The organism is Actinacidiphila sp. bgisy167, from assembly GCF_057707665.1.
Genome location: NZ_JBYIQP010000003.1, coordinates 48,975 through 67,705, shown reverse-complemented (window position 1 = coordinate 67,705; position 18,731 = coordinate 48,975). Strand labels below are relative to the sequence as shown.

15 protein-coding genes are annotated in these 18,731 nt (G+C 72.5%); 12 read left to right on the top strand and 3 right to left on the bottom strand.

What is annotated here, in order from left to right:
* Positions 1-89 precede the first annotated feature (89 nt).
* Positions 90-812 (top strand): methyltransferase domain-containing protein, encoded by a 723-nt coding sequence (locus AC3ET4_RS01905; protein ID WP_431945131.1) that lies wholly within the window; start codon positions 90-92, stop codon positions 810-812.
* 48 nt (positions 813-860) lie between these two features.
* Here AC3ET4_RS01905 and AC3ET4_RS01900 read toward each other — a convergent pair whose 3' ends face one another.
* Together AC3ET4_RS01900 and AC3ET4_RS01895 are read right to left on the bottom strand one after the other, a co-directional pair.
* On the bottom strand, positions 861-4,292 hold the full coding sequence (locus AC3ET4_RS01900) for a CARDB domain-containing protein (RefSeq protein ID WP_431945129.1): 3,432 nt from the start codon (positions 4,290-4,292) through the stop codon (positions 861-863).
* Between the two features lie 709 nt (positions 4,293-5,001).
* On the bottom strand, positions 5,002-5,496 hold the full coding sequence (locus AC3ET4_RS01895; RefSeq protein ID WP_431945127.1) for an SPW repeat protein: 495 nt from the start codon (positions 5,494-5,496) through the stop codon (positions 5,002-5,004).
* 496 nt (positions 5,497-5,992) lie between these two features.
* On the opposite strand from AC3ET4_RS01895, the gene AC3ET4_RS01890 reads away from it, so the two are divergent.
* From AC3ET4_RS01890 to AC3ET4_RS01845, 10 genes are all read left to right on the top strand, one after another.
* On the top strand, positions 5,993-6,259 hold the full coding sequence (locus AC3ET4_RS01890; RefSeq protein WP_431945125.1) for a DUF4235 domain-containing protein: 267 nt from the start codon (positions 5,993-5,995) through the stop codon (positions 6,257-6,259).
* Positions 6,260-6,430: 171 nt separating this feature from the next.
* A complete protein-coding gene (locus AC3ET4_RS01885; RefSeq protein WP_431945123.1) occupies positions 6,431-6,664 on the top strand; it encodes a hypothetical protein in 234 nt (77 codons plus the stop codon).
* Positions 6,665-6,984: 320 nt separating this feature from the next.
* Positions 6,985-7,215 carry a ubiquitin family protein gene (locus AC3ET4_RS01880; protein WP_431945121.1) on the top strand — a complete coding sequence of 77 codons (231 nt, stop codon included), beginning with the start codon at positions 6,985-6,987 and terminating at the stop codon, positions 7,213-7,215.
* Positions 7,216-7,282: 67 nt separating this feature from the next.
* Complete coding sequence (locus AC3ET4_RS01875; protein WP_431945119.1) at positions 7,283-9,682, top strand: glycoside hydrolase family 65 protein; 2,400 nt, start codon at positions 7,283-7,285, stop codon at positions 9,680-9,682.
* A gap of 296 nt (positions 9,683-9,978) precedes the next feature.
* Positions 9,979-10,686, top strand: a complete 708-nt coding sequence (locus tag AC3ET4_RS01870; RefSeq protein ID WP_431945117.1) for a helix-turn-helix domain-containing protein — start codon at positions 9,979-9,981, stop codon at positions 10,684-10,686.
* 307 nt (positions 10,687-10,993) lie between these two features.
* Positions 10,994-11,440, top strand: a complete 447-nt coding sequence (locus tag AC3ET4_RS01865) for a nitroreductase family deazaflavin-dependent oxidoreductase (RefSeq protein ID WP_431945251.1) — start codon at positions 10,994-10,996, stop codon at positions 11,438-11,440.
* A gap of 369 nt (positions 11,441-11,809) precedes the next feature.
* The gene (locus tag AC3ET4_RS01860; RefSeq protein ID WP_431945115.1) at positions 11,810-12,373 is read left to right on the top strand and encodes an RNA polymerase sigma factor; all 564 of its coding nucleotides are present in this window, start codon (positions 11,810-11,812) and stop codon (positions 12,371-12,373) included.
* Complete coding sequence (locus AC3ET4_RS01855; RefSeq protein WP_431945113.1) at positions 12,370-13,596, top strand: CU044_5270 family protein; 1,227 nt, start codon at positions 12,370-12,372, stop codon at positions 13,594-13,596. The genes AC3ET4_RS01860 and AC3ET4_RS01855 overlap by 4 nt, the downstream gene beginning before the upstream one ends.
* A 514-nt stretch (positions 13,597-14,110) precedes the next feature.
* Positions 14,111-14,902 (top strand): hypothetical protein, encoded by a 792-nt coding sequence (locus AC3ET4_RS01850; RefSeq protein ID WP_431945111.1) that lies wholly within the window; start codon positions 14,111-14,113, stop codon positions 14,900-14,902.
* Positions 14,903-14,925: 23 nt separating this feature from the next.
* Complete coding sequence (locus AC3ET4_RS01845) at positions 14,926-16,155, top strand: L,D-transpeptidase (protein WP_431945109.1); 1,230 nt, start codon at positions 14,926-14,928, stop codon at positions 16,153-16,155.
* A gap of 58 nt (positions 16,156-16,213) precedes the next feature.
* Here the strand turns inward: AC3ET4_RS01845 and AC3ET4_RS01840 are convergent, their stop codons facing one another.
* Positions 16,214-17,467 carry an MFS transporter gene (locus AC3ET4_RS01840; protein WP_431945107.1) on the bottom strand — a complete coding sequence of 418 codons (1,254 nt, stop codon included), beginning with the start codon at positions 17,465-17,467 and terminating at the stop codon, positions 16,214-16,216.
* A 467-nt stretch (positions 17,468-17,934) separates the two neighbouring features.
* Here AC3ET4_RS01840 and AC3ET4_RS01835 point away from each other — a divergent pair, with 467 nt between their 5' ends.
* On the top strand, positions 17,935-18,717 hold the full coding sequence (locus tag AC3ET4_RS01835) for a thioesterase II family protein (protein WP_431945105.1): 783 nt from the start codon (positions 17,935-17,937) through the stop codon (positions 18,715-18,717).
* The last annotated feature ends 14 nt before the right edge of the window (positions 18,718-18,731 follow it).

Genomic DNA, 18,731 nt, shown 5'->3' with positions numbered 1-18,731 from the left:
ACCGACCGGCGGGGGGGGTGGGATGGGCGCGGGCCGTCCGTGCGCCGGTCCGGCCCGCCCCGATGCCCATGCCGGCGAATGGAGTGCTCATGACGGTGCTGCACGGCGGTGACCTCGTGACCGCGTTCGACCACGCAGCCGCGCTCTATGACCGGCTGGTCGCCGCCAATCCCGGCTACCACGCCCATCTGCGCAGGTCGGCCCGGCGGCTGGGGCTGCCCGCGGGCGGGGCGGGGATGCGGCTGCTGGATCTGGGGTGCGGCACCGGCGCGTCCACCGCCGCCCTGCTCACCGCGGCCCCCCGCGCCCTGATCACCGCCGTGGATTCCTCCGCGGGCATGCTCCGGGTGGCGGCCGGCAAGCGGTGGGGCCCCGGCGTGACCTTCCGCCGCGCCCCGGCCGAGAGGCTTGCCGAGTCGGGGGCGGCCGGGCCGTACGACGCGGTGTTCGCCGCCTATCTCTTCCGCAATGTGTCGGACCCCGATCTCGTCCTCGCCCGGGTGCGGGAGGCGATGGTCCCGGGCGGGCGCATCGCCGTCCACGAGTTCGCCCTGAGCGGGCAGCCGCGTCACCGCGCGGTGTGGACGGCCGTGTGCCGGGGACTGCTGCTGCCCGTCGCCCGCCTGACCGGGGACCGCCCCCTCTACGAGCACCTGTGGCGCAGCGTCCTCGCCTTCGACACGGCCGAGGCCTTCGCCGCACGGATGCGGCGGGCGGGCTTCACACGGGTCCGGGTGCTGCCGCTGCCCGGCTGGCAGACCGGTGTCGCGCACACGTTCGTCGCCCGGGCGCCGGTCCACGGGCGCGTATGACACCGCGCGGGGTCCCCGGCCCGGCGCGAGCCGGGGACCCCGCCCGGTTCAGCGGGACGAGCGCGCCGCCGACGCGCCGTTCGGTGTGCCGGTGATGGTGAACTGCGAGCCGGGCTCGACGAGCACGTCACCCTGCGCCGAGTTGGTGATGGTGACGTCGGTGAGGGTGGCGCTGCCGCGGGCGCCGCCCATCGCGAGGATGCCCGAGCCGTTGGTGGACCTGTCGATGCGGACGCCGGTGATCTTCACGCCCGGCATCGCGCCGCCGCCCGTCTTGAACTGGATCCCGTCGTAGGTCGAGTCGTGGATCTCCGTGTCCCGGATGGTGACGCCGGGGATGTCCTGACCCTGCGCGAAGAGGGTGATGGCGCCGAACTCCTGCGCCTCGCCCCAGAACGCGCCGCCGGTCCGGTGGAGGGCGTTGCCCGAGATGAGCGTCTGCCCGGAGAACGGCAGCGGGTCGTGGTCGGTGGCGAGCATGATGCCGGGGTAGTTCATCGTGTCGGAGACGATGTTGTTCTCGATGGTGTTGCCGTAGCCGCCGTAGATCGCGATGCCGTTGGCGCGCCAGGGCAGCTGGATCGTGTTGTTCCGGAAGTGGTTGTCGTGGCCGACGTCCACGGAGGTGTCCTTGACGTACTTGCTGGCCCACACCGCGAGCGCGTCGTCGCCGGTGTTGCGGAACGAGGAGTTGAAGACGGTGGAGTTGCGGGTGCCGTTGGCGAAGTTGATGCCGTCGGCGTAGGTGTTGCGGATCCGCACCCCCGAGAACTCCAGCCCGTCGCCGGGTCCCCACAGCTCGGGGATGTTGGAGTAGTCGCGTCCGGCCCACACGCCGACGTTGGCGTGCTCGATCCACACGTTCGTGATCTTCGTGCCCTGGCCGAACCGCCCGTTGAGGCCGACGCCGCCCTCGGCGTTGCCGTCGCCGCCGCGGATGGTGCCCGAGCCGAAGATGGCGATGTCGGAGATCTTGGTGTTGCTGTCGATGTCGAAGCCGAAGTTGCCCTCGTGCGGGTGGTTGATGCCCCCGGCGTTCTGCGGCGGGGTCAGCGTGTAGAGCTGCGAGTGCCACATGCCCGCGCCGCGGATGGTGACGTCCCGGATGCCGACCTGGTTGTACTGGCCGCGGTTGAGCGGGTCGTCGGTGAGGATCTTCTGCTCCTGCCGCCACTGCCCGGCCGGGATCCACACGCAGGAGATCCGGCCGTTCTGGTCGGCGGTGACCGCTCGTTGTATGGCGTCGGTGTCGTCGAGCCCGTCGCCGGGGACGGCCCCGTACTCGGTGATCGAGGCGCACTCGGCCGGCTTGTCCGCCGCGGGCGCGACCTGCTCCAGGTCGATCAGGTCGATGACGTAGTAGGCCGCCGAGTCGCCGACGTCACGCTGCAGGCGGAAGGTCGTGCCCTGCGGGTAGGTGCGCGACAGCAGCGCGTGCGATTCGTCGAACAGCCGCCGCGCGTCGCCGCCGGGCCGGTTGGTCAGGCCCTCCGGGTCGTCGGTGCTGCCGTACAGCCAGCTGTGCTTGGAGGAGAGGTTCAGCTTCTGCACGAAGCCGCCGTCGGCGTAGAGGCTGATCGTGGCGTCCGTGCCGCCGCCGCCCGGGGCGTCGGGGATGGAGTTGCGGACCACGATGGAGTTGGTGGGCGTGGTGGAGGTGAACTCGACGTACTGGCCTCCGGAGTCGAGCCGGACGGACTTGCGGCCCGAGGACTCGGTGGCGAAGTTGGTGTGCCCGAAGGTCCGCTTGGCGTCGGCCGTCAGCAGGGTGCCCTGGTAGCGCCCGTCCTCCGCCTCGTACTCGGTGTACGGCACGGCCGCGCCGCGCCCGACGACGAGGGGCTTGGCGAGCACGTTGTTGCTCTCGTTGGTCTCCGCGACCACTTCGGTGGCGTCCGCGGTGGCCGTGAGGGTTGCGCCGCCCGCGGTCGCCGTCCAGCTGCCGCTGATCGCGACGTTCACCGTCGCCCCGGCCGCGACCTGACCGGTCGTGCCGTTCAGCGTGGTGGCACCGGCCTGCAGGCGGGTGACCGAGCCGGCGGGCGCGGCCGTCGTGCCCCGGTTGTGCACGGCGACGGTGAAGGAGACCGACGAGCCGACCGCTGGGTTCGCCGGGTTGGTGGTGATGGCGCCGACCTCGAGGTCGGGCCCGGGCGCCTGGGTGACGACCAGCCGGTCGGCGGCGTTGCGGCTGTTGTTGCTGTCGTCCAGCTCCGCCACCGTGTCGCGCGGGTCGACGACCGCGGAGACCGCGTAGCTGCCCGCCGCGCGCGTGCCGGCGGGGACGGCGACGGTGGCGGACTGGCCCGGGTCGAGGGCGGGCACCTGGGCGGAGCCGGCGACCGTGCCCTCCACGCCCACGTCCACGGTCGTCGCGGCGGAGCGCGCGGTGCCGGCGTTGCGGATCCCGGCGTTCACGGTGACCGCGTCCCGCTCGGACGGGGTGGCCGGCGACCAGTTCAGGCTCGTGACGGTGAGGTCGGGCGCCGGCGCGGCGGTGCCGACGACCTGGAACTCCGCGACCTGACCGCCGGGCGCCCCGGAGTTGGCGAAGAACCGCAGCCGTACGTCCTCCCAGCGTCCGCTGACCGGAATGGTCACCGCGTTGCCCGCGCCCGGGCTGAAGGAGTAGTCGGCGCGGTCGCGCAGCGAGGTGAAACCGGTCGCGGACGGCGCACGGCCCAGCACCTGGATGCCCTGGGTGCGGGCTGCCCACACCGGGTCGGGGTTGAGCTTGACGACGACGCCGGTGACGTCGGCCGCCGAACCCAGCTTGACGGTGAGGTCCGCCGGATGGCCGGCCGCCTCCCAGTAGGTGGCGGTGGAGTCGTCGGTGGCGTTGGCGGCCACATAGGTGTGCACCGACGAGGTGGCCTCGACCGGCTTGTTGCGCGCCAGGTTGGTGCCGGTGGGCGGCGGCTCGTTCCCGCCGTCCTCCTCGCCGTAGACCTCCAGTTCCGAAAGCTGCGCGGCGTTCCAGCCGGTGTTGCCGGTGACGTTGACGCGGACGTAGCGGGCCTCGGCGGGGGAGGTCAGGTCCACGGCGACGGTGTTGGCCTGGGCCGGGTCGAACACGCGTCCCGCCGAGGCGGCCAGGGTGCTGAACGAGGAGCCGTCGGTGCTGCCCTGCAGGGAGAGTGTCTGGGTCCGGGCCTCCCACGCGGCGGGCAGCTTCAGCACGAGCCGGTCGACACCGCGGGCGGCGCCGAGGTCGACCTGCACCCACTGCGGGAAGGAGCCGGACGGTCCCTCCCAGTAAGTGGCCTGGGTGCCGTCGGTGGTGTTCCCGGCCGGGTACTCGCCGTGGGAGCCGCCCGCCGTGGCGGGGCGGCCGAGAGCGAGGTTGACGTCGGCGGCGGCAGCGGCGGGGGCCGAGGAGACTGCCAGTGCGGGGGCGGTCGTCGGTAACGGCGCAAGGGCCATGAGCCCGGCCAGGGCGGCGGTGGACAGCGACCGCCGGCTGAGGGATCTCCAACGCATGGGGTCCTCTATTCCGTGGGGGTGGGGGTGCGCGGTGGCGGCAGAGGAGGAACCAGGGGGAGCGGGGACGCAGGTTTCGCGGGACGAGCAGGGACCGACGAGGTCCCTCCCGGTGCCCGGGAGGGAGGTCATGCATGCGGATTGAGTCAACCAGTCGAATTCTTGCGGAAACGGCGTCATTAGATTTCTTGCACGTCTCCGCTTTGTCAACAGCACGTAATCAAGAGGGCAGTTGGCCGCGTCGAGGCTTGCGCTGGTTGCGGAGTGCTTGCGGGCGGCGCATCGGGGCGCGCTGGCGGTTTAACACCTGGCAGTGCTCCGGACGCGTGCCGGAACGGGCCTCTCCGGCCCGTCCGCGGGTGCGAAGGCAGCGCAATTTATTGAGTGTTCCGCGCAAGGGCGCTGACGGGGCGACACTGAGGGCCGGTGCCCGGCACGGTCGTGCCGGGCACCGGCCCTCACGCCCAGGACAGCGATCGACCCGGAGGCGCCGCACTCGGCGTCGCTGCCTCCGGGTCGTCGAGGGGACGGTCCGTGCCGCCGGCGCGTGCCGGCCACTCACCGGGCCGCCGTCAGTTCTCCTTCTTCCGGCGGCCCTCGCCGAGCGCTGCGCGCCGGCGAGGCTCGGGAACGCATCCGGTTCTTCGGCCATGCGTCCGAGAGGGCTGTCGCCTCGCGGCGGCAGGCTCCCCGTCGGCGGCGGCCGTGGTCACCGCGACGACGCACCGCCCTGCGAGCCGCGCAGGCCGCTCATGGCCTCGCTCATGCCGCCGCCCTTCTTGCGGGCGCCGTCCGGGCGCATCGAGGCGGTGGCGAGAGCGAGGATGAGCGCGATCACGCCCACTATCACGTTGTTGGTTATGGTGCGCGTCGTGCTGACGTCACCGGCGATGCACCAGGGCGAGATGATCGTCCACAGGGCGATGACGGCGGCCGCCCACGCCTTGGAGTGGGTGCGCTCGTAGCCCCGTCCCACGCCTCCCATGAGCAGGGCGTAGGCGATACCGGCGATCAGGGTGCTGACCGTGATCGTCGACAGTCCGTTGAATCCCACGATCCACGGCGAGGCGGCCAGGTAGGTACCTGCTATCAGCCCCATGGCCTCCGTCGCCTGCCCGCGATTGGTGGCGGTGGCCCTCTCGTAGTCGTCGCGCAGTTCGAGCAGATCGGGATGTTGCTCGATGCCGGGTTGCGTGTGAGTCATCCAGACCATCTCCCCTTTTGTGTGGTTTCTTCTGTTTTCGCTTACCCGGCCTGTAGGCGTCGAAGCGAAGCCATGGGGTTCTCGCTTCGTGACGGATATGTGGCCGGTGGTGATCAGGGGGACTCGGCGGGGATGCCGGTCAAGGGCCGGGATGCGCCGCGGCCAGGTCGGGAGCAGGCTGGGAGCAGCGGCTCACGCGCCGCGTGAACGGCACGGCCCTGGCAGTGGCCTCCGGGGCCCTCGCGGCGCGTGGGCCTTGTACGCGGCGCGGACAGGCGGGGCGGCTCGCGGGTCGACGGCTCCCGCATGGCGGCGTTGTCGTCGATCGCCGCAACTCCGCCGCGACTTCCTGCTCCGCCGTGCCGGAGTCGGCCTCGACCCGCTCCTTGCTCCGCCCACCTCTCCGCACGGCCTCTCGGCTGCTGCGGCTTCGGCGGCCGAAGGCGCGTTCCGGGGAAGGGGAAGAGGGTGGGTAAGCCACCTGGGAGGTGTACCGGTGAGGAAGTCGAAGATCGTGTACAAGCCTGTCGGCATGGCGGTGGGCGCGCTCTCGGGAATGGTGGCCGGCGCGCTCTTCAAACAGGTGTGGAAGGCACTGCGGCACGAGGCGGCGGCTCCGGACGCCACCGACGAGGACCGCACGTGGCGTGAGGTACTCCTGGCGGCGGCTCTGCAGGGGGCGCTTTTCGCGGCCGTCAAGGCCGCCGTCGACCGCGCGGGCGCCACTACCGTCCGGCGGCTGACGGGCACCTGGCCCGGTTGAGGGCGGCCGGCACGCAGGGGGACGCGCCTGGTGGCCCCGCGGGTGCGCTCCCCGGGGTGCAGGAGGGTGATTGCCGGCGCTCCTGCCGCTGGTCGCCTTGCCTCGGGGCGGGCCCGGCTCCAGCCTCGTAGCGTCCAGGGTCCACCCGTGAAACGGCGCGAGGAGCAACCGATGGCGGTATGCGAAGTCTGCGGCAACGACTACGAGATGGCTTTCGAGGTCCGCGCGGCGGGAGCACTCCACATCTTCGACAGCCTGGAGTGCGCGGCGCAGAAGATGGCTCCGATCTGCGAGAACTGCCAGTGCCGCATCCTGGGGCACGGGCTGCAGTCCGACGGACAGTTCTTCTGCTGCGCCCACTGCGCGCGCCAGAAGGGCCACGCCCGGCTCGTCGACCACGCCTGAGGCAACCGCGGCCGCGCCGCCGCCCTGCCCGCTCAGCCGGCCTGGGTGCGGGCACGTCGGCGCTCCTGTGCCGGCGCGCGGCGTGCGCGGAGTCCGTGTCGCATCATGGAAGGGGGTTTCGCCGGTTCCGGCCGGACCCGTGGCCCTACGGGGCGGCGCGGCCGCGCGGGAGCCGGTGCCGCCGCCGCTCCCTGCGCCCGTCCGGCCCAGGCCGGTTCCCCTCGAAGCCGCCACCGGCGACGACCACGGCGGCCCGGCCCGGCGCGGCGGACGCACCGGATCGGGTGTCGTGCCGGATCAGTATCGGCGGAGGTGCGGTCATGAGCGAAGCCACGATCAATCTGTGGGTCAAGGACGACACCGGAGAGATGATCTTCCAGGTGCGCCCGCACACGCCCCTCAAGCAGCTGATGGACACGTACTGCGCCAGGACGGGACGAGCCCACGGAGGACTCGGCTTCCTCGCCCACGGCGCACCCTGCAGCCCGACGCGCACACCGGACGCCCTGGGCCTCACGGACGGCGACCTCATCGAGGTCGTGCCCGCGTGACGTCCGCACGCACCTCCGGCGTGCCGCGGGCCCGACCCCGGCCGCCGCGGGCCCGAGAGGGGTGACGATGGGGGAGTGGACCTGGTCCTACGAGGGATACGACCCCGCCCGCGAGCGCCTGCGTGAGGCCTTGTGCACCCTCGGCAACGGTTACTTCGCCACCCGCGCCGCAGCCCCGGAGACCACCGCAGGCCCCCACCACTACCCCGGCACCTATGCCGCCGGCTGCTACAACCGGCTCGACTCCACCGTCGCCGGACGAACCGTCCGCAACGAGGACCTGGTCAACCTGCCCAACTGGCTGCCGCTGAGGTTCAGGATCCGGGACGGCGGCACGTGGTTCACCCCGGACGACGGCTCGCTGCTGGAGCACCGGCAGGATCTCGACCTCCGCCACGCCACTCTGACCCGGACGTTCCGGCTGCGCGACCCGCGCGGACGGATCCTCGCCGTCGAGCAGACCCGGCTGGTTCACATGAGCGATCCGCACCTCGCCGCACTGCGCACCGTCTTCCGCGCCGAGGGCGACTGGTCCGGGGAACTGGAGGTGGAGTCCGCGCTCGACGGCGCCGTCGCCAACACAGGTGTCGCCCGCTACCGAGCCCTGAACGGCCGTCACCTGACCGGCACGCAAACCGGGACGGCGGAACCCGACACCGTCTGGCTGCGCTGCCGGACCACCGCCTCCGACATCCGCATCACACTCGCCGCCCGCACCCGCGCCACGCCGCGTCCGGCGGACACCGGCTCATTCGAGGCGGGAGAGCGCACCGTGGTGCACCGGCTGACCGTCCCGGTGGCGCCGGACCGCCCCGCCGTCGTCGAGAAGACCGTCGCCCTGCACACCTCCCGGGACCGGGCGATCGGCGACCCGCTGCACGCCGCACTCGACCGCGTCGGGCGGTCCCCGGACTTCCGCGGCCTCCTCGCCTCCCACGCGGCCGCCTGGGAGCGGCTGTGGCACCGCGCCGGCCTGGACGTCCCCGGCGAGGCCGGACGGATCCTCCGGCTGCACACCTTCCACGTCCTGCAGACCCTCTCCCCCCATACGGCGGAACTGGACGTGGGCGTGCCTGCCAGGGGCCTGCACGGTGAGGCCTACCGCGGCCACGTCTTCTGGGACGAACTGTTCGTCCTGCCCTACCTGGACCTGCACTTTCCCGAGGTGTCCCGGGCGCTGCTGGAGTACCGCCACCGCCGCCTGGGGGAGGCGTGCCTGGCGGCGGAGCGGGCCGGCCGCACCGGGGCGATGTACCCGTGGCAGAGCGGCAGCGACGGACGCGAGGAGACCCAGACCCTCCACCTCAACCCGCGCTCGGGGCGCTGGCTGCCCGACCACACCAGGCTCCAGCACCACGTCGGATCGGCCGTGGCCTACAACATCTGGCGGTACGCCCAGGCCACCGGTGACACTGAGTTCCTGCACACCAAGGGCGCCGAGATGCTGCTGCAGATCGCCCGCTTCTGGGCCTGCCTCGCCACCTGGGACCCCGACCGCGACAGCGGCGGCCGCTACCGCATCCGCGGTGTCGTCGGGCCCGACGAGTACCACGACGCCTACCCCGACTCCGCCTCACCCGGCATCGACGACAACGCGTACACCAACCTCACCGCCGCCTGGGTGCTGGACCGGGCCCTCCACCTGTGGCGCACCCTCCCGGCGCCGCGCCGCGACGAACTGCGTGAGCGCATGGGTCTCGCAGCCGAGGAGACGGACCGCTGGGAGGACGTCTCACACAAGCTGTACGTCCCCTGGCACGCCGGCGTGATCAGCCAGTTCGCCGGCTACGGCGAGCTGGAGGAGCTCGACTGGGAAGGACTGCGCGCGCGGTACGGCGACATTCGCCGGCTCGACCGGATCCTGGAGGCGGAAGGGGACTGTGTCAACCGCTACCAGGCGTCCAAGCAGGCCGACGTGCTCATGCTGGGCTTCCTGTTCCCGCCCGGCGAACTGCACCGCCTCCTCGCGCACCTGGGATACGAGCTCGACGACAGCACATGGCGTGCGACGGTCGAGCACTACCTGCGGCGCACCAGCCACGGCTCCACCCTCAGCGCGGTGGTGCACGCCTGGGTGCTGGCCCGGACCGACCGGGCCGGCGCGTGGTCCTGCGCGCAGGAGGCCCTGCTGGGCGACGTCACCGACATCCAGGGCGGCACGACCGAGGAGGGCGTCCACCTCGGGGCCATGGCCGGCACCCTCGACCTCGTGCAGCGCGGCCTGACCGGCCTGGAGGCCCGCGAGGACGCGCTGTGGCTCGATCCGGCGCCGCTGCCGCAGCTCTCCCGGTTCGCCCTGACCGTGCGCTACCGGGGCCACTGGGGCGTGCGCATCCACGTCGACAGGGACCACGTCGGCATCGCCGTCCCCGCCTTCGCCGCGGCTCCCGTCCGGGTGCGCCTCGACGGCCGGACCTGGTCCGTCGCGCCGGGCCGCTCCCGGCTGCTCGACCTGCCGGCCCGGTGACACGGCTCGGCGGCGCAGGGGCCGTTCCCCTGCGCGCGGGCGAGCCCAGACACAGGTACGGGCTCTGGACTGGCGGGCGGCGAGCGGGTCTGCTGCGCTTGATTAAGAGGTCGCGCGGATAGGCGGGGTGGAGAAAGGAGCGGGTCGAGGGCCGAGCCGGGCAAGGCGGAGAAGGGAGACGCAGCGGAGCTGCGGCGACCGACGACAACGCCGCCGGGCGAGAGCCGTCGACCCGCGACGCAGGCCCGCCTATGCGCGCGGCCTGTAAGGAGACATGACGCAGGAGGTGAGCGGCTGTGCGGGGTGGTCCGGAACAGTCCCGCTCGGCGGGCAAAGGCTCCTTGGACGCCGAGGACGTGGCCGGCCGCGTCGCGGTGCGGCGGAAGCAGCTGGGCATGTCCCGTGAGGAACTGGCCCTGAGGGCCGGGATGTCCACCGCGTACCTGCGGCAGGTGGAGGAGCTGGGAGCCGGTTTCGACGCCGACGCGTTGCGGCGCGTCGCCCGTGTGCTGGGAATGCCGTACGAGGAGCTGGTCACGGGCTCCCGCGAGGCGCCGCCGGGACGCGGCGGCCCCGCGGCCCGGCCGGTGCTGCAGCGCCTGTCCGAGGGCGAGTGCTGGGAACGGCTGGGCACGCACGGCATCGGCCGCGTGGCCTACGAGGCCGGCAGGGAGGACGACGAGGCGCCGGTCGTGATGCCCGTCAACTACCGGGTGGACGGGCGGACGATCGCCTACCGGACGGATCCGGCCGGAGCGGCGGCCGTCGCGTCCGGCACGAGCGTCGCCTTCGAGACGGACTTCGTCGACGAGGAGCACCGGGTCGGCTGGAGCGTCCTGGTGGCGGGAGCCGCCGAGCCGATCTCCGACGCCGCCGCCGCGCAGGCCCTCGGCCGACGCCCCGGGGGCGAGCCCTGGGCCGGGGGGAAGCGGGAGCTGTGGATCCGCGTCGTGCCGCGCGAGGTGAGCGGCAGGGCCATCCGGTCGCTCCCGCAGCCAGGGTAGCGAGGACGCCCTTGCCCCCTCCACCCGGGCCCGGCCCGTGCGACCCGCCCCCAGGGGTGACGCCGGCGCCGTCACGCCGTCGGCCGCGCCGTTCCGGCGCGGCCGCATGGTGCCGCCCGGCCCCGCGGCCTGCGCAATGCTCTCGCCGCCGGTGCCCGCGAGGTCCGGCGCGGTCTCGAGCCGACCCCCTTTCGCGTGATCGGCACGGAGTACGGCGGCCCGACAGCGGGAGGTGCCGCCGGGAAGGCGGCGGGTGGGCGAGGATGTCCAGGGCGACGACGTCGCATGGCCGAGATGGGAGAACGACATGCCTCTGGTGGGCGAGTACCAGCCGAGCCCCGAGCAGTGGGTCCGGGACCAGGTCGAGCTGTACGAGGGCTCGGGAGGGACGGAGGGGACAACGCTGCGCGGCAAGCCCGTGATCGTCCTCACGACGCTGGGCGCGAAGAGCGGCAAGGTCCGCAAGACGCCGCTCATGCGGGTGGAGCACGAGGGCCGCTACGCGGTCGTGGCGTCCAAGGGCGGCGCGCCCAAGCACCCGGTCTGGTACCACAACCTGGTCGCCGACCCCCGGGTGGAACTGCAGGACGGCCCGGTGCGCCGCGACATGACGGCCCGGGAGGTCACCGGTGACGAGCGGGCCGAATGGTGGGAGCGGGCGGTGGAGGCGTGGCCCGACTACGCCGAATACCAGAAGAACACCGACCGCGAGATCCCGCTCTTCGTCCTGGAGCCGGCGCCCGCACCGCACTGACCCGCTCCCCCGCGACGGCCGCCGCCCCGGCACGGGGCGGCGGCCGATCTTCGTGCCGGGGCGCCGCGACCTCTCAGGGGGCCCGCGAGGGGGGAGATCGGCATGCCGTTGCGGCGCGGGTCGGTGCGGGAAGCGGCGCGTGACCGTGCGGGCCGCCCGTCGGCCCGGCCGGGTGACACCGGTCCGGGCCGCAGCCCCCGGACCCGTGCCGGGTGAGGGCGGCGCGCCGCATGCCGGGCCCGGATCACCGCTCCTACCCTCCGTTCCCGCGTGATGTGGACCACATCCGTGAGATTTGTCGCTGCCGGATGTAAGAAACCGGCCGCCGCGCTCATTGCATGGTGAGAGTGCGAGATGAGGGGACGGCGCGTGACACATGCCCAACGCTTCCGGGACGTATACGAGGAGTGCTACCCACGAGTCCTCGCCTACGCCACCAGCCTGGTCGGGCGGCAGGTAGGGGAGGACATCGCCAGCGAGACGTTCACCGTCGCCTGGCGGCGGGTGCGGGACATCCCGCACCCGGCACTGCCGTGGCTCCTGGGCGTCGCCCGCAACCTGGTGCGCGAACTGCGCCGCCGGGACGCCCACCAGTACCTCCTCGCCGTCGAGGAAGCACGGCGCATCAGCAGTGGCACCGGGTCCGGCGCCGGCGACGTCGCGTCGGAGGTCACCGGGCGGCACGACGCGCTGCAGGCCCTCGCCGGCCTGCCGGATGCCGACCGGGAGCTGCTCACGCTGATCGCCTGGCACGGCCTGAGCGCCAAGGAGGCCGCGCAGGTCCTGGACTGCACCACCGCGACACTCACCGTCCGGCTGTACCGGGCGCGCCGCCGCCTGGAGAAGGCACTCGGAGCTGCTCCGCCGGAGCCGGCGTCCGCACCCCCCGCACAGGCCCCGTACCCCGCTCATCGCGAAGGAGCACGCGCGTGAAGAAGTCCCCCCGGCCCTCCGGGCGGCCCGATGTCCTGAAGGTGCTCGCGGACGCGCGGCCCGACGCACTGGACCCGGCCCGGCTGGTCGACCCCGCCCGGCAGCGTGAGGATCTCGCGCGCATCGTGATGACGCCGACGGACGGTCCGGCGGCACGCTTCCTCGCACCGCGCCGTGCCAGGGCCTTCCGTCCGCTGGGCGCCGCGGCGCTCGCCGCCGTGGCGGTGTCCGTGGTGGCCGTGGGCGCCGTCGACTGGCGGGAGCCCGCCGACCAGCCGACCGCCCAGCCGCCGTCCTCCACCACGGGCGTCCCCGGCGAGGGCGGTGACTTCCGTGTCGACGGCCACATCGAACTGCTCAGCGCGGCGAGGCAGGCGGAGTCCTCGGTCGAAGAGGGCACGTACTGGCAGACCACGACCCACTCGCAGAACGTGGACGTCGGCGGTGCGGAGGGGCACCTCTTCGCCGTGCGCTCATCGTCCGTCTCGCAGTGGTCGGTGGGTGTGCGCCCCGGAACCGGGAGTCTGATGGTCACCGGCCTGGACTCCGTCACGGAGCCCCTGACCGCGGCGGACGAGGCCCGCTGGCGCGCCGCGGGTTCACCGCGCTCCGTGCCGGTCGAGACCGGGAAGGGGAAGGCGCACGGCTCGCTGCTCTTCTCGTTCGGGAAGGGGCGGCCGTTGGTCCTGCGGACCAACGACGACGACAAGATCTACGCCGTCGGCCCGCGCAACGTCTCCTACAAGGACCTGCGCGCACTGCCCGCCACCAGCGACGAGTTGCGGCGCTACCTCGAGCGGCTGTACGCGCAGGACAACGGCGCGGACACCGGCACCGCGGGACGCAGCGCCTGGATGCTGCGCCAGGCGGGCAACCTCGTCACGATGCCCGTGAAGCCCGGAGTGCGGGCGGCCGCGTACCGGGTGATGGCGGATCTGCCCGGGGTCCGGGTGACGGGACAGGCCACCGATCCCCTGGGGCGTGAAGGCGTGGCCGTCGAATTCCCCGTCACTTACGACGGACCCCTGGGCACCACCCTCGAGCGGCTGATCGTGGACCCGTCCAACGGCGCCATGCTCAGCGACGAACTCGTGCTCGTGGAACCGTCCGCCCGCGCCAGGGAAGCCGGCCTCACCGCCGGGACGACGGTGAACTACAGCGCGACCACCCGGATGAGCTGGGGCGAGAAGCAGATCACCGTGCCGGACAACGCCCGCGACTGAGAGGTCGCGCCGCGCGGCCTCTGAGTCCGGAAGGGCCGGCCGAGGCCCGCATGGATCCACGAGAGAACCGTCGCCCCGCGGGCCGGCCCGCGGCCCGCGGGCGCCCGCCGGCGTGCCGGGGATACGCCGCTGATGTGACGCCGCGGATCCCCGGGCGACGGTCGGCGCCACCGCCCGCCGCCCCGCACCGTCCGAGAGCGCTCGAGGCCGCTCGGCGCTGCCGTGCGCCGTCCCGCACGACGGGACGTGCTCCGCGGCGCCCTGCCGGCTGACCCGTCCGCACGGCACCGGCGCACCGCCACCCGGGAAACCCTTCGACATCGAGGCAACCCGAACACGGGGCCGCCCGGTTGAGCGGGTGTGAACTCCCCACCCAGGGACGGGACCTGACACGGGCGCCGCTGCAGGTCGTTCCGCACCTCCCGCGGACCCCGCCCGGTGCCCGGCTCCAGCGCGCCCCCGCCACCGGGGTCTCCCCCCTCCGCATCACCGTCTCCCGAGAAAGTCCGCACCCATGCGCATCAACAGGCCCTACATGACCGCGGCTGCGGCCGTCGTCGTCTCCTCACTGGGAATCGCCGCCTTCCAGTACCTCCCCGAGGGGAACCCCGGTCCGGCAGCCGAGACGGCGTCGGTCGTCCAGGACGCCGCCGTGCCCACGGCCGCGCCCGCGTCCCCCTCGACGGCTCCGACGACGGCCCCGCCGAAGCCGCAGTACCCCGACCGGCTGCCGGGGCTCGGCCCCAAGACCCTCGCGCAGGTCCCGGCCGGCGCCCGTCAGGTCGTCATCGTCACGGGAGCCGGCAAGAAGTCGGCGAAATCCAAGGTCGTCCTCCACGAGCGCGTGGACGGCGGCTGGCGCCCTGGCGCCGTGTGGGACGCGCACAACGGCTACAAGGGCTGGACCGACGAGCACTACGCGGGCGATCTGCACAGCCCCATAGGGGTGTTCGGCCTCACGGACGCCGGCGGACGGCTGGCCGACCCCGGCACCGAGCTGCCCTACCACCGCTCCGGCGCCTTCTCCGTCGGCGGTACGGGCTTCGAGGGAGAACCGCTCGCCGGTTCCTTCGACTACGTCATAGCCATCAACTACAACCGGCGGCCCGGCACGTCCCCGATGGACGGCGCCCAGCCCATGGGCGCCAACCGCGGCGGCGGCATATGGATCCACGTCGACCACGGCGGTCCCACGCACGCCTGCGTCAGCATCTCCAAGGCGCACATGAAGGATTTGCTGCTGGCCCTGGATCCGGCCGACCATCCCGTCGTCGTCATGGGTGACGCGGCCTCCCTCGCCCGATGACCGTCCTCCCGACAGGAGCAGGCGTGCCCTCCCGTCCCAAGCTCACCGCCCTCGCCCTCGCCCTCGGCGGAGCATCGGTGCTCACCGCCTGCGCGAGCGGGCAGCCCGCCGCGACGTCCGCCGCCCGGGGGACTCCGGCCCCCACCGGCTCCTCTGCCACGCCGCGGGCCGCCGCGACCGTCTTCCGGCTCACCACCGGCGCCGCCGACGGCGACCGCCACGCGTCCGTCAGCGGCGCGGGCCGGGTCGAGGTCGCCGGCGGGACGATAGCGTCCGTCACCCTCACCACCGCGGGCGGCGACGCGGTGCCCGGCACCACCGCCGGCGACCACCGCAGCTGGTCCCCGAAGGCGGCCCTGGCCTACGGCACCTCGTACCGCCTCGTCGTCCACGCCGCCGACGAGGCGGGCGGGAAGCAGACCCGGCGCCTGTCCTTCACCACGCTCGCCAAAAACGACCGCCTCATCGGCACCTTCACCCCCGAGGACGGCTCGACCGTCGGTGTCGGCATGCCGGTGTCGCTGACCTTCAACAAGCCGGTCACCGACAAGAAGGCCGTCGAAGAAGGCATACGCGTCACCAGTGACAGCGGACAGCAGGTGGTCGGCCACTGGTTCGGTGACCAGCGCCTGGACCTGCGCCCCGAGACGTACTGGAAGGCACACTCCAAGGTCACCCTGAACCTGCGCCTGGACGGGGTGAAGGGCGCCGCGAACGCCTACGGGACCCAGGACAAGACCGTCCGCTTCACCGTCGGCCGCCGCCAGGTCTCCGCCGTCGACGCGGGCACGCACACCATGCGGGTCGAACGCGACGGCAAGGCCGTCCGCACGATCGCGATCACCGCCGGCGCGCCGGGCAGCACCACGTACAACGGGCAGATGGTGATCTCCGAGAAGCTCGTCTCCACCCGTATGAACGGCGCCACGGTCGGCTACGCGGGGGAGTACGACATCCCCGACGTCCCGCACGCGATGCGCCTGTCCACCTCCGGCACCTTCATCCACGGCAACTACTGGGCGGCGGACTCCGTCTTCGGGCACTCCAACGTGAGCCACGGCTGCGTGGGGCTGAACGACGTCCGAGGAGGCGGCGACTCCGAGCAGGACGCGGCGTGGTTCTACACCAACTCCCTCATCGGCGACGTGGTCGTCGTCAAGCACTCCCGCGACCGCACCGTCGCCCCCGGCAACGGCCTCAACGGCTGGAACATGTCCTGGGAGCAGTGGAAGGCCGGATCGGCGCTCACGTAGCCGGGCACCAGCCGGGCCGGCCCCTGCCGGGTGCCGGCCGTCCGGACCGGTGCGGGGCTCAGCGGTAGGCCGAGACGGCGGAGGCTTCCGCCGGGACGGCGGTCCGCGGACGTCGGAAACAGGCGCCGGCCAGGTAGAGCAGCAGTACCGCCCCCGCCATGAACGGCGCCCGCGGGCCGATGCCGTGATACGCCAGCCCCGCCAGCAGGGTCCCCAGCGCGCCCGCGCACATGGTGGCCATCTGGAAGGACATCGTGACGCGACCCGACAACCCTTCCGGAACCTGTGACTGACGTAGCGACACCGCCGTGACGTTACACACCAAGCCCACCGTGCCGTACACGGCGATCAACACCGCCACCACCGGGACGGACCAGGTCGAACCGATCCCGGCGCAGAGCGCCGCTGTGGCCGCCATGCCGATCCGTAGCACCCGGTGGGCCCCGATCCGGGCCTCCAACAGGGGTGCGAGCGGCACCCCCGCCATGCCTCCCACGGCGTAGGCCACCGTCAGCACCGCGAAGCCGGGACCTTCCAGCCCCAACGTCTGGCGGGAGTACAGGACCAGGACGGACATCAGACCGACCACGACGAGATTGCTCAAGGCGGACACCGCACACAACTGCCGCAGCAGCCGGTGCCTCCACAGCCACACCAGCCCTTGGAGGGCGTCCTCGCGCAGTGATCGCCGTATCGGGCCGCCTCCCTCGGGACGGGTGCGGCCACGGCCCGCGGCCAGCAGGATCAATCCCGCCGAACACGCGTACGACATCGAGTCGACGGCGAGCGGAAGCACCGGCGTGACGCCGAACAGGACCGCCCCCGTCGGGGTGCCCAGCAGGGTACCGACGAGCAGCGCACTGACCTGCAGGCGCGCGTTCGCCTTGGTCAGCCTTTCAGGCGGCACCAGCCCGGGCACGATGCCCGACCACGCTCCGTTGAAGAGGGTCTGGCCGCAGCCCAGGAGGAAAGCCCCACCGGCCAGCACCGGTATGGACAGGCCGTCGACGAGGGTGAGGAGCGCCAGGCAGGCCATTACGACCGCACGGGCCACGTCGACCAGGCACAGTACGCGACGGCGCTCGAACCTGTCCGACAGTGCGCCGGAGACCAGGCTCACCAGGAGCCAGGGGAGTTGCCCGGCGAAGGCCACCAGGGCGACCTGCCGGGCGTCGTCCGTGAGGCCGGCGGTGAGCAGCGGAAGAGCGACCAGGCGCATGCCGTCACCGATGCCGGAGACCGTCACCGAAGCCCACACGGCGTAGAACGGGCGTGGCAGTCGATCGCGGCCGCCGGGAGTGGGAAAGCTCATGGCTGAGTTGCGGGTTCCTCGGAGCCGGAGGTGGACGATCGCGGGTCGGATTCGGCCGCAGCGCATCCGGAGCGAGTGACCATACTGCGCGGGCCGGCACAACGGGCGGGGACATCCGGGGCGACGTCCGGTTGACAGCCCGTTAATACCAATGCGCTCGCCTCCGGCGGAACGTGTCAACGCTCACCGAGCGCGGCACGCAGCCGTGTCGGCATGCCCCGCCCTTTCGGCGGACCGCACGCGTGGTCGGCTCACCGCGGCAGAGGCACGGTCCAACCGGTGGCGGCGCCCAGTGCGCTGCGGCCGACGACCGGCGATAAACTCTGCCTGACAAGCGCTGCATACTCCGGAGCACGCGCCGGCCGGGCCCACTGCCGAGAACCATCGAGGTGACGCGGCTCGTCGCCCGACGCCGCGCGCATGGGTGCCGAGCGTGCGATCCGGACACCTCAACCGGATGGATCCGAGTGAACCCTCAGAAAACCGGCACGTCTCAGACGGCGACCAGTCGCTGGTTCCGGACCATCCGGTCCGCTCCGGCCCCCGGGCTGCGACTCCTGTGCTTCCCCCACGCGGGCGGCAACGCCAGCTTCTTCCGTGGGTGGAAGGATCTCGTACCGAACGGCGTGGAGCTGCTCGCCGCCCAGTATCCGGCACGCGAGAGCCGTTTCCTGGACGCTCCGGCCGAGACGATGGACGAGCTGGTCGCTGATCTGTCCCATGCGTCTCGCGATCTCTTCAATGTTCCTGTCGCCTTTTTCGGACACAGCATGGGGGCGTCCGTCGCCTATGAGCTCGCCACTCGTCTGCGGGAGGAACACGGACGGACCCTGACCGGGCTGTTCGTGTCAGGACGCGGCGGACCGGGAAGGGAGAGACGGCCGGCGCTGGCAGATGCCCCCGAAGAGGAACTGGTGGCGGAGCTGGTCGAGTTGGGTGGCACGCAGGCAGAGGTGTTTCGAGACGCGGCCTTGCGTGAGCTCGTGCTACCCGCGATACGCGCGGACTACCGCCTGCTGGAACGCTACGACGCTCGCATTCCCGACGAGGAGTCCCGCCTCGATGTTCCCGTCGTCGCCTATTACGGGAACGGCGAGGCGGATCTGGAACACGATTCCGTCGCGGCCTGGTCCGCGATCACACGGTCAGGGTTTCACGTCCGGTCCTTCGAAGGCGGTCATTTCTACCTCGTGGAGGAAGCCGGCAGTCTCGTGAAGGACCTGTTCTCACGTCTGCGCATGGCGAACTGACCCGGGGGCCCACG

Bases quoted from the DNA above. Each gene is read 5' to 3' on its own strand.
- AC3ET4_RS01905 (WP_431945131.1), top strand. From the start codon at position 90: ATGACGGTGCTGCACGGCGGTGACCTCGTGACCGCGTTCGACCACGCA.
- AC3ET4_RS01900 (WP_431945129.1), bottom strand. From the start codon at position 4,292: ATGCGTTGGAGATCCCTCAGCCGGCGGTCGCTGTCCACCGCCGCCCTG.
- AC3ET4_RS01895 (WP_431945127.1), bottom strand. From the start codon at position 5,496: ATGACTCACACGCAACCCGGCATCGAGCAACATCCCGATCTGCTCGAA.
- AC3ET4_RS01885 (WP_431945123.1), top strand. From the start codon at position 6,431: ATGGCGGTATGCGAAGTCTGCGGCAACGACTACGAGATGGCTTTCGAG.
- AC3ET4_RS01880 (WP_431945121.1), top strand. From the start codon at position 6,985: ATGAGCGAAGCCACGATCAATCTGTGGGTCAAGGACGACACCGGAGAG.
- AC3ET4_RS01875 (WP_431945119.1), top strand. From the start codon at position 7,283: ATGGGGGAGTGGACCTGGTCCTACGAGGGATACGACCCCGCCCGCGAG.
- AC3ET4_RS01865 (WP_431945251.1), top strand. From the start codon at position 10,994: ATGCCTCTGGTGGGCGAGTACCAGCCGAGCCCCGAGCAGTGGGTCCGG.
- AC3ET4_RS01850 (WP_431945111.1), top strand. From the start codon at position 14,111: ATGCGCATCAACAGGCCCTACATGACCGCGGCTGCGGCCGTCGTCGTC.
- AC3ET4_RS01840 (WP_431945107.1), bottom strand. From the start codon at position 17,467: ATGAGCTTTCCCACTCCCGGCGGCCGCGATCGACTGCCACGCCCGTTC.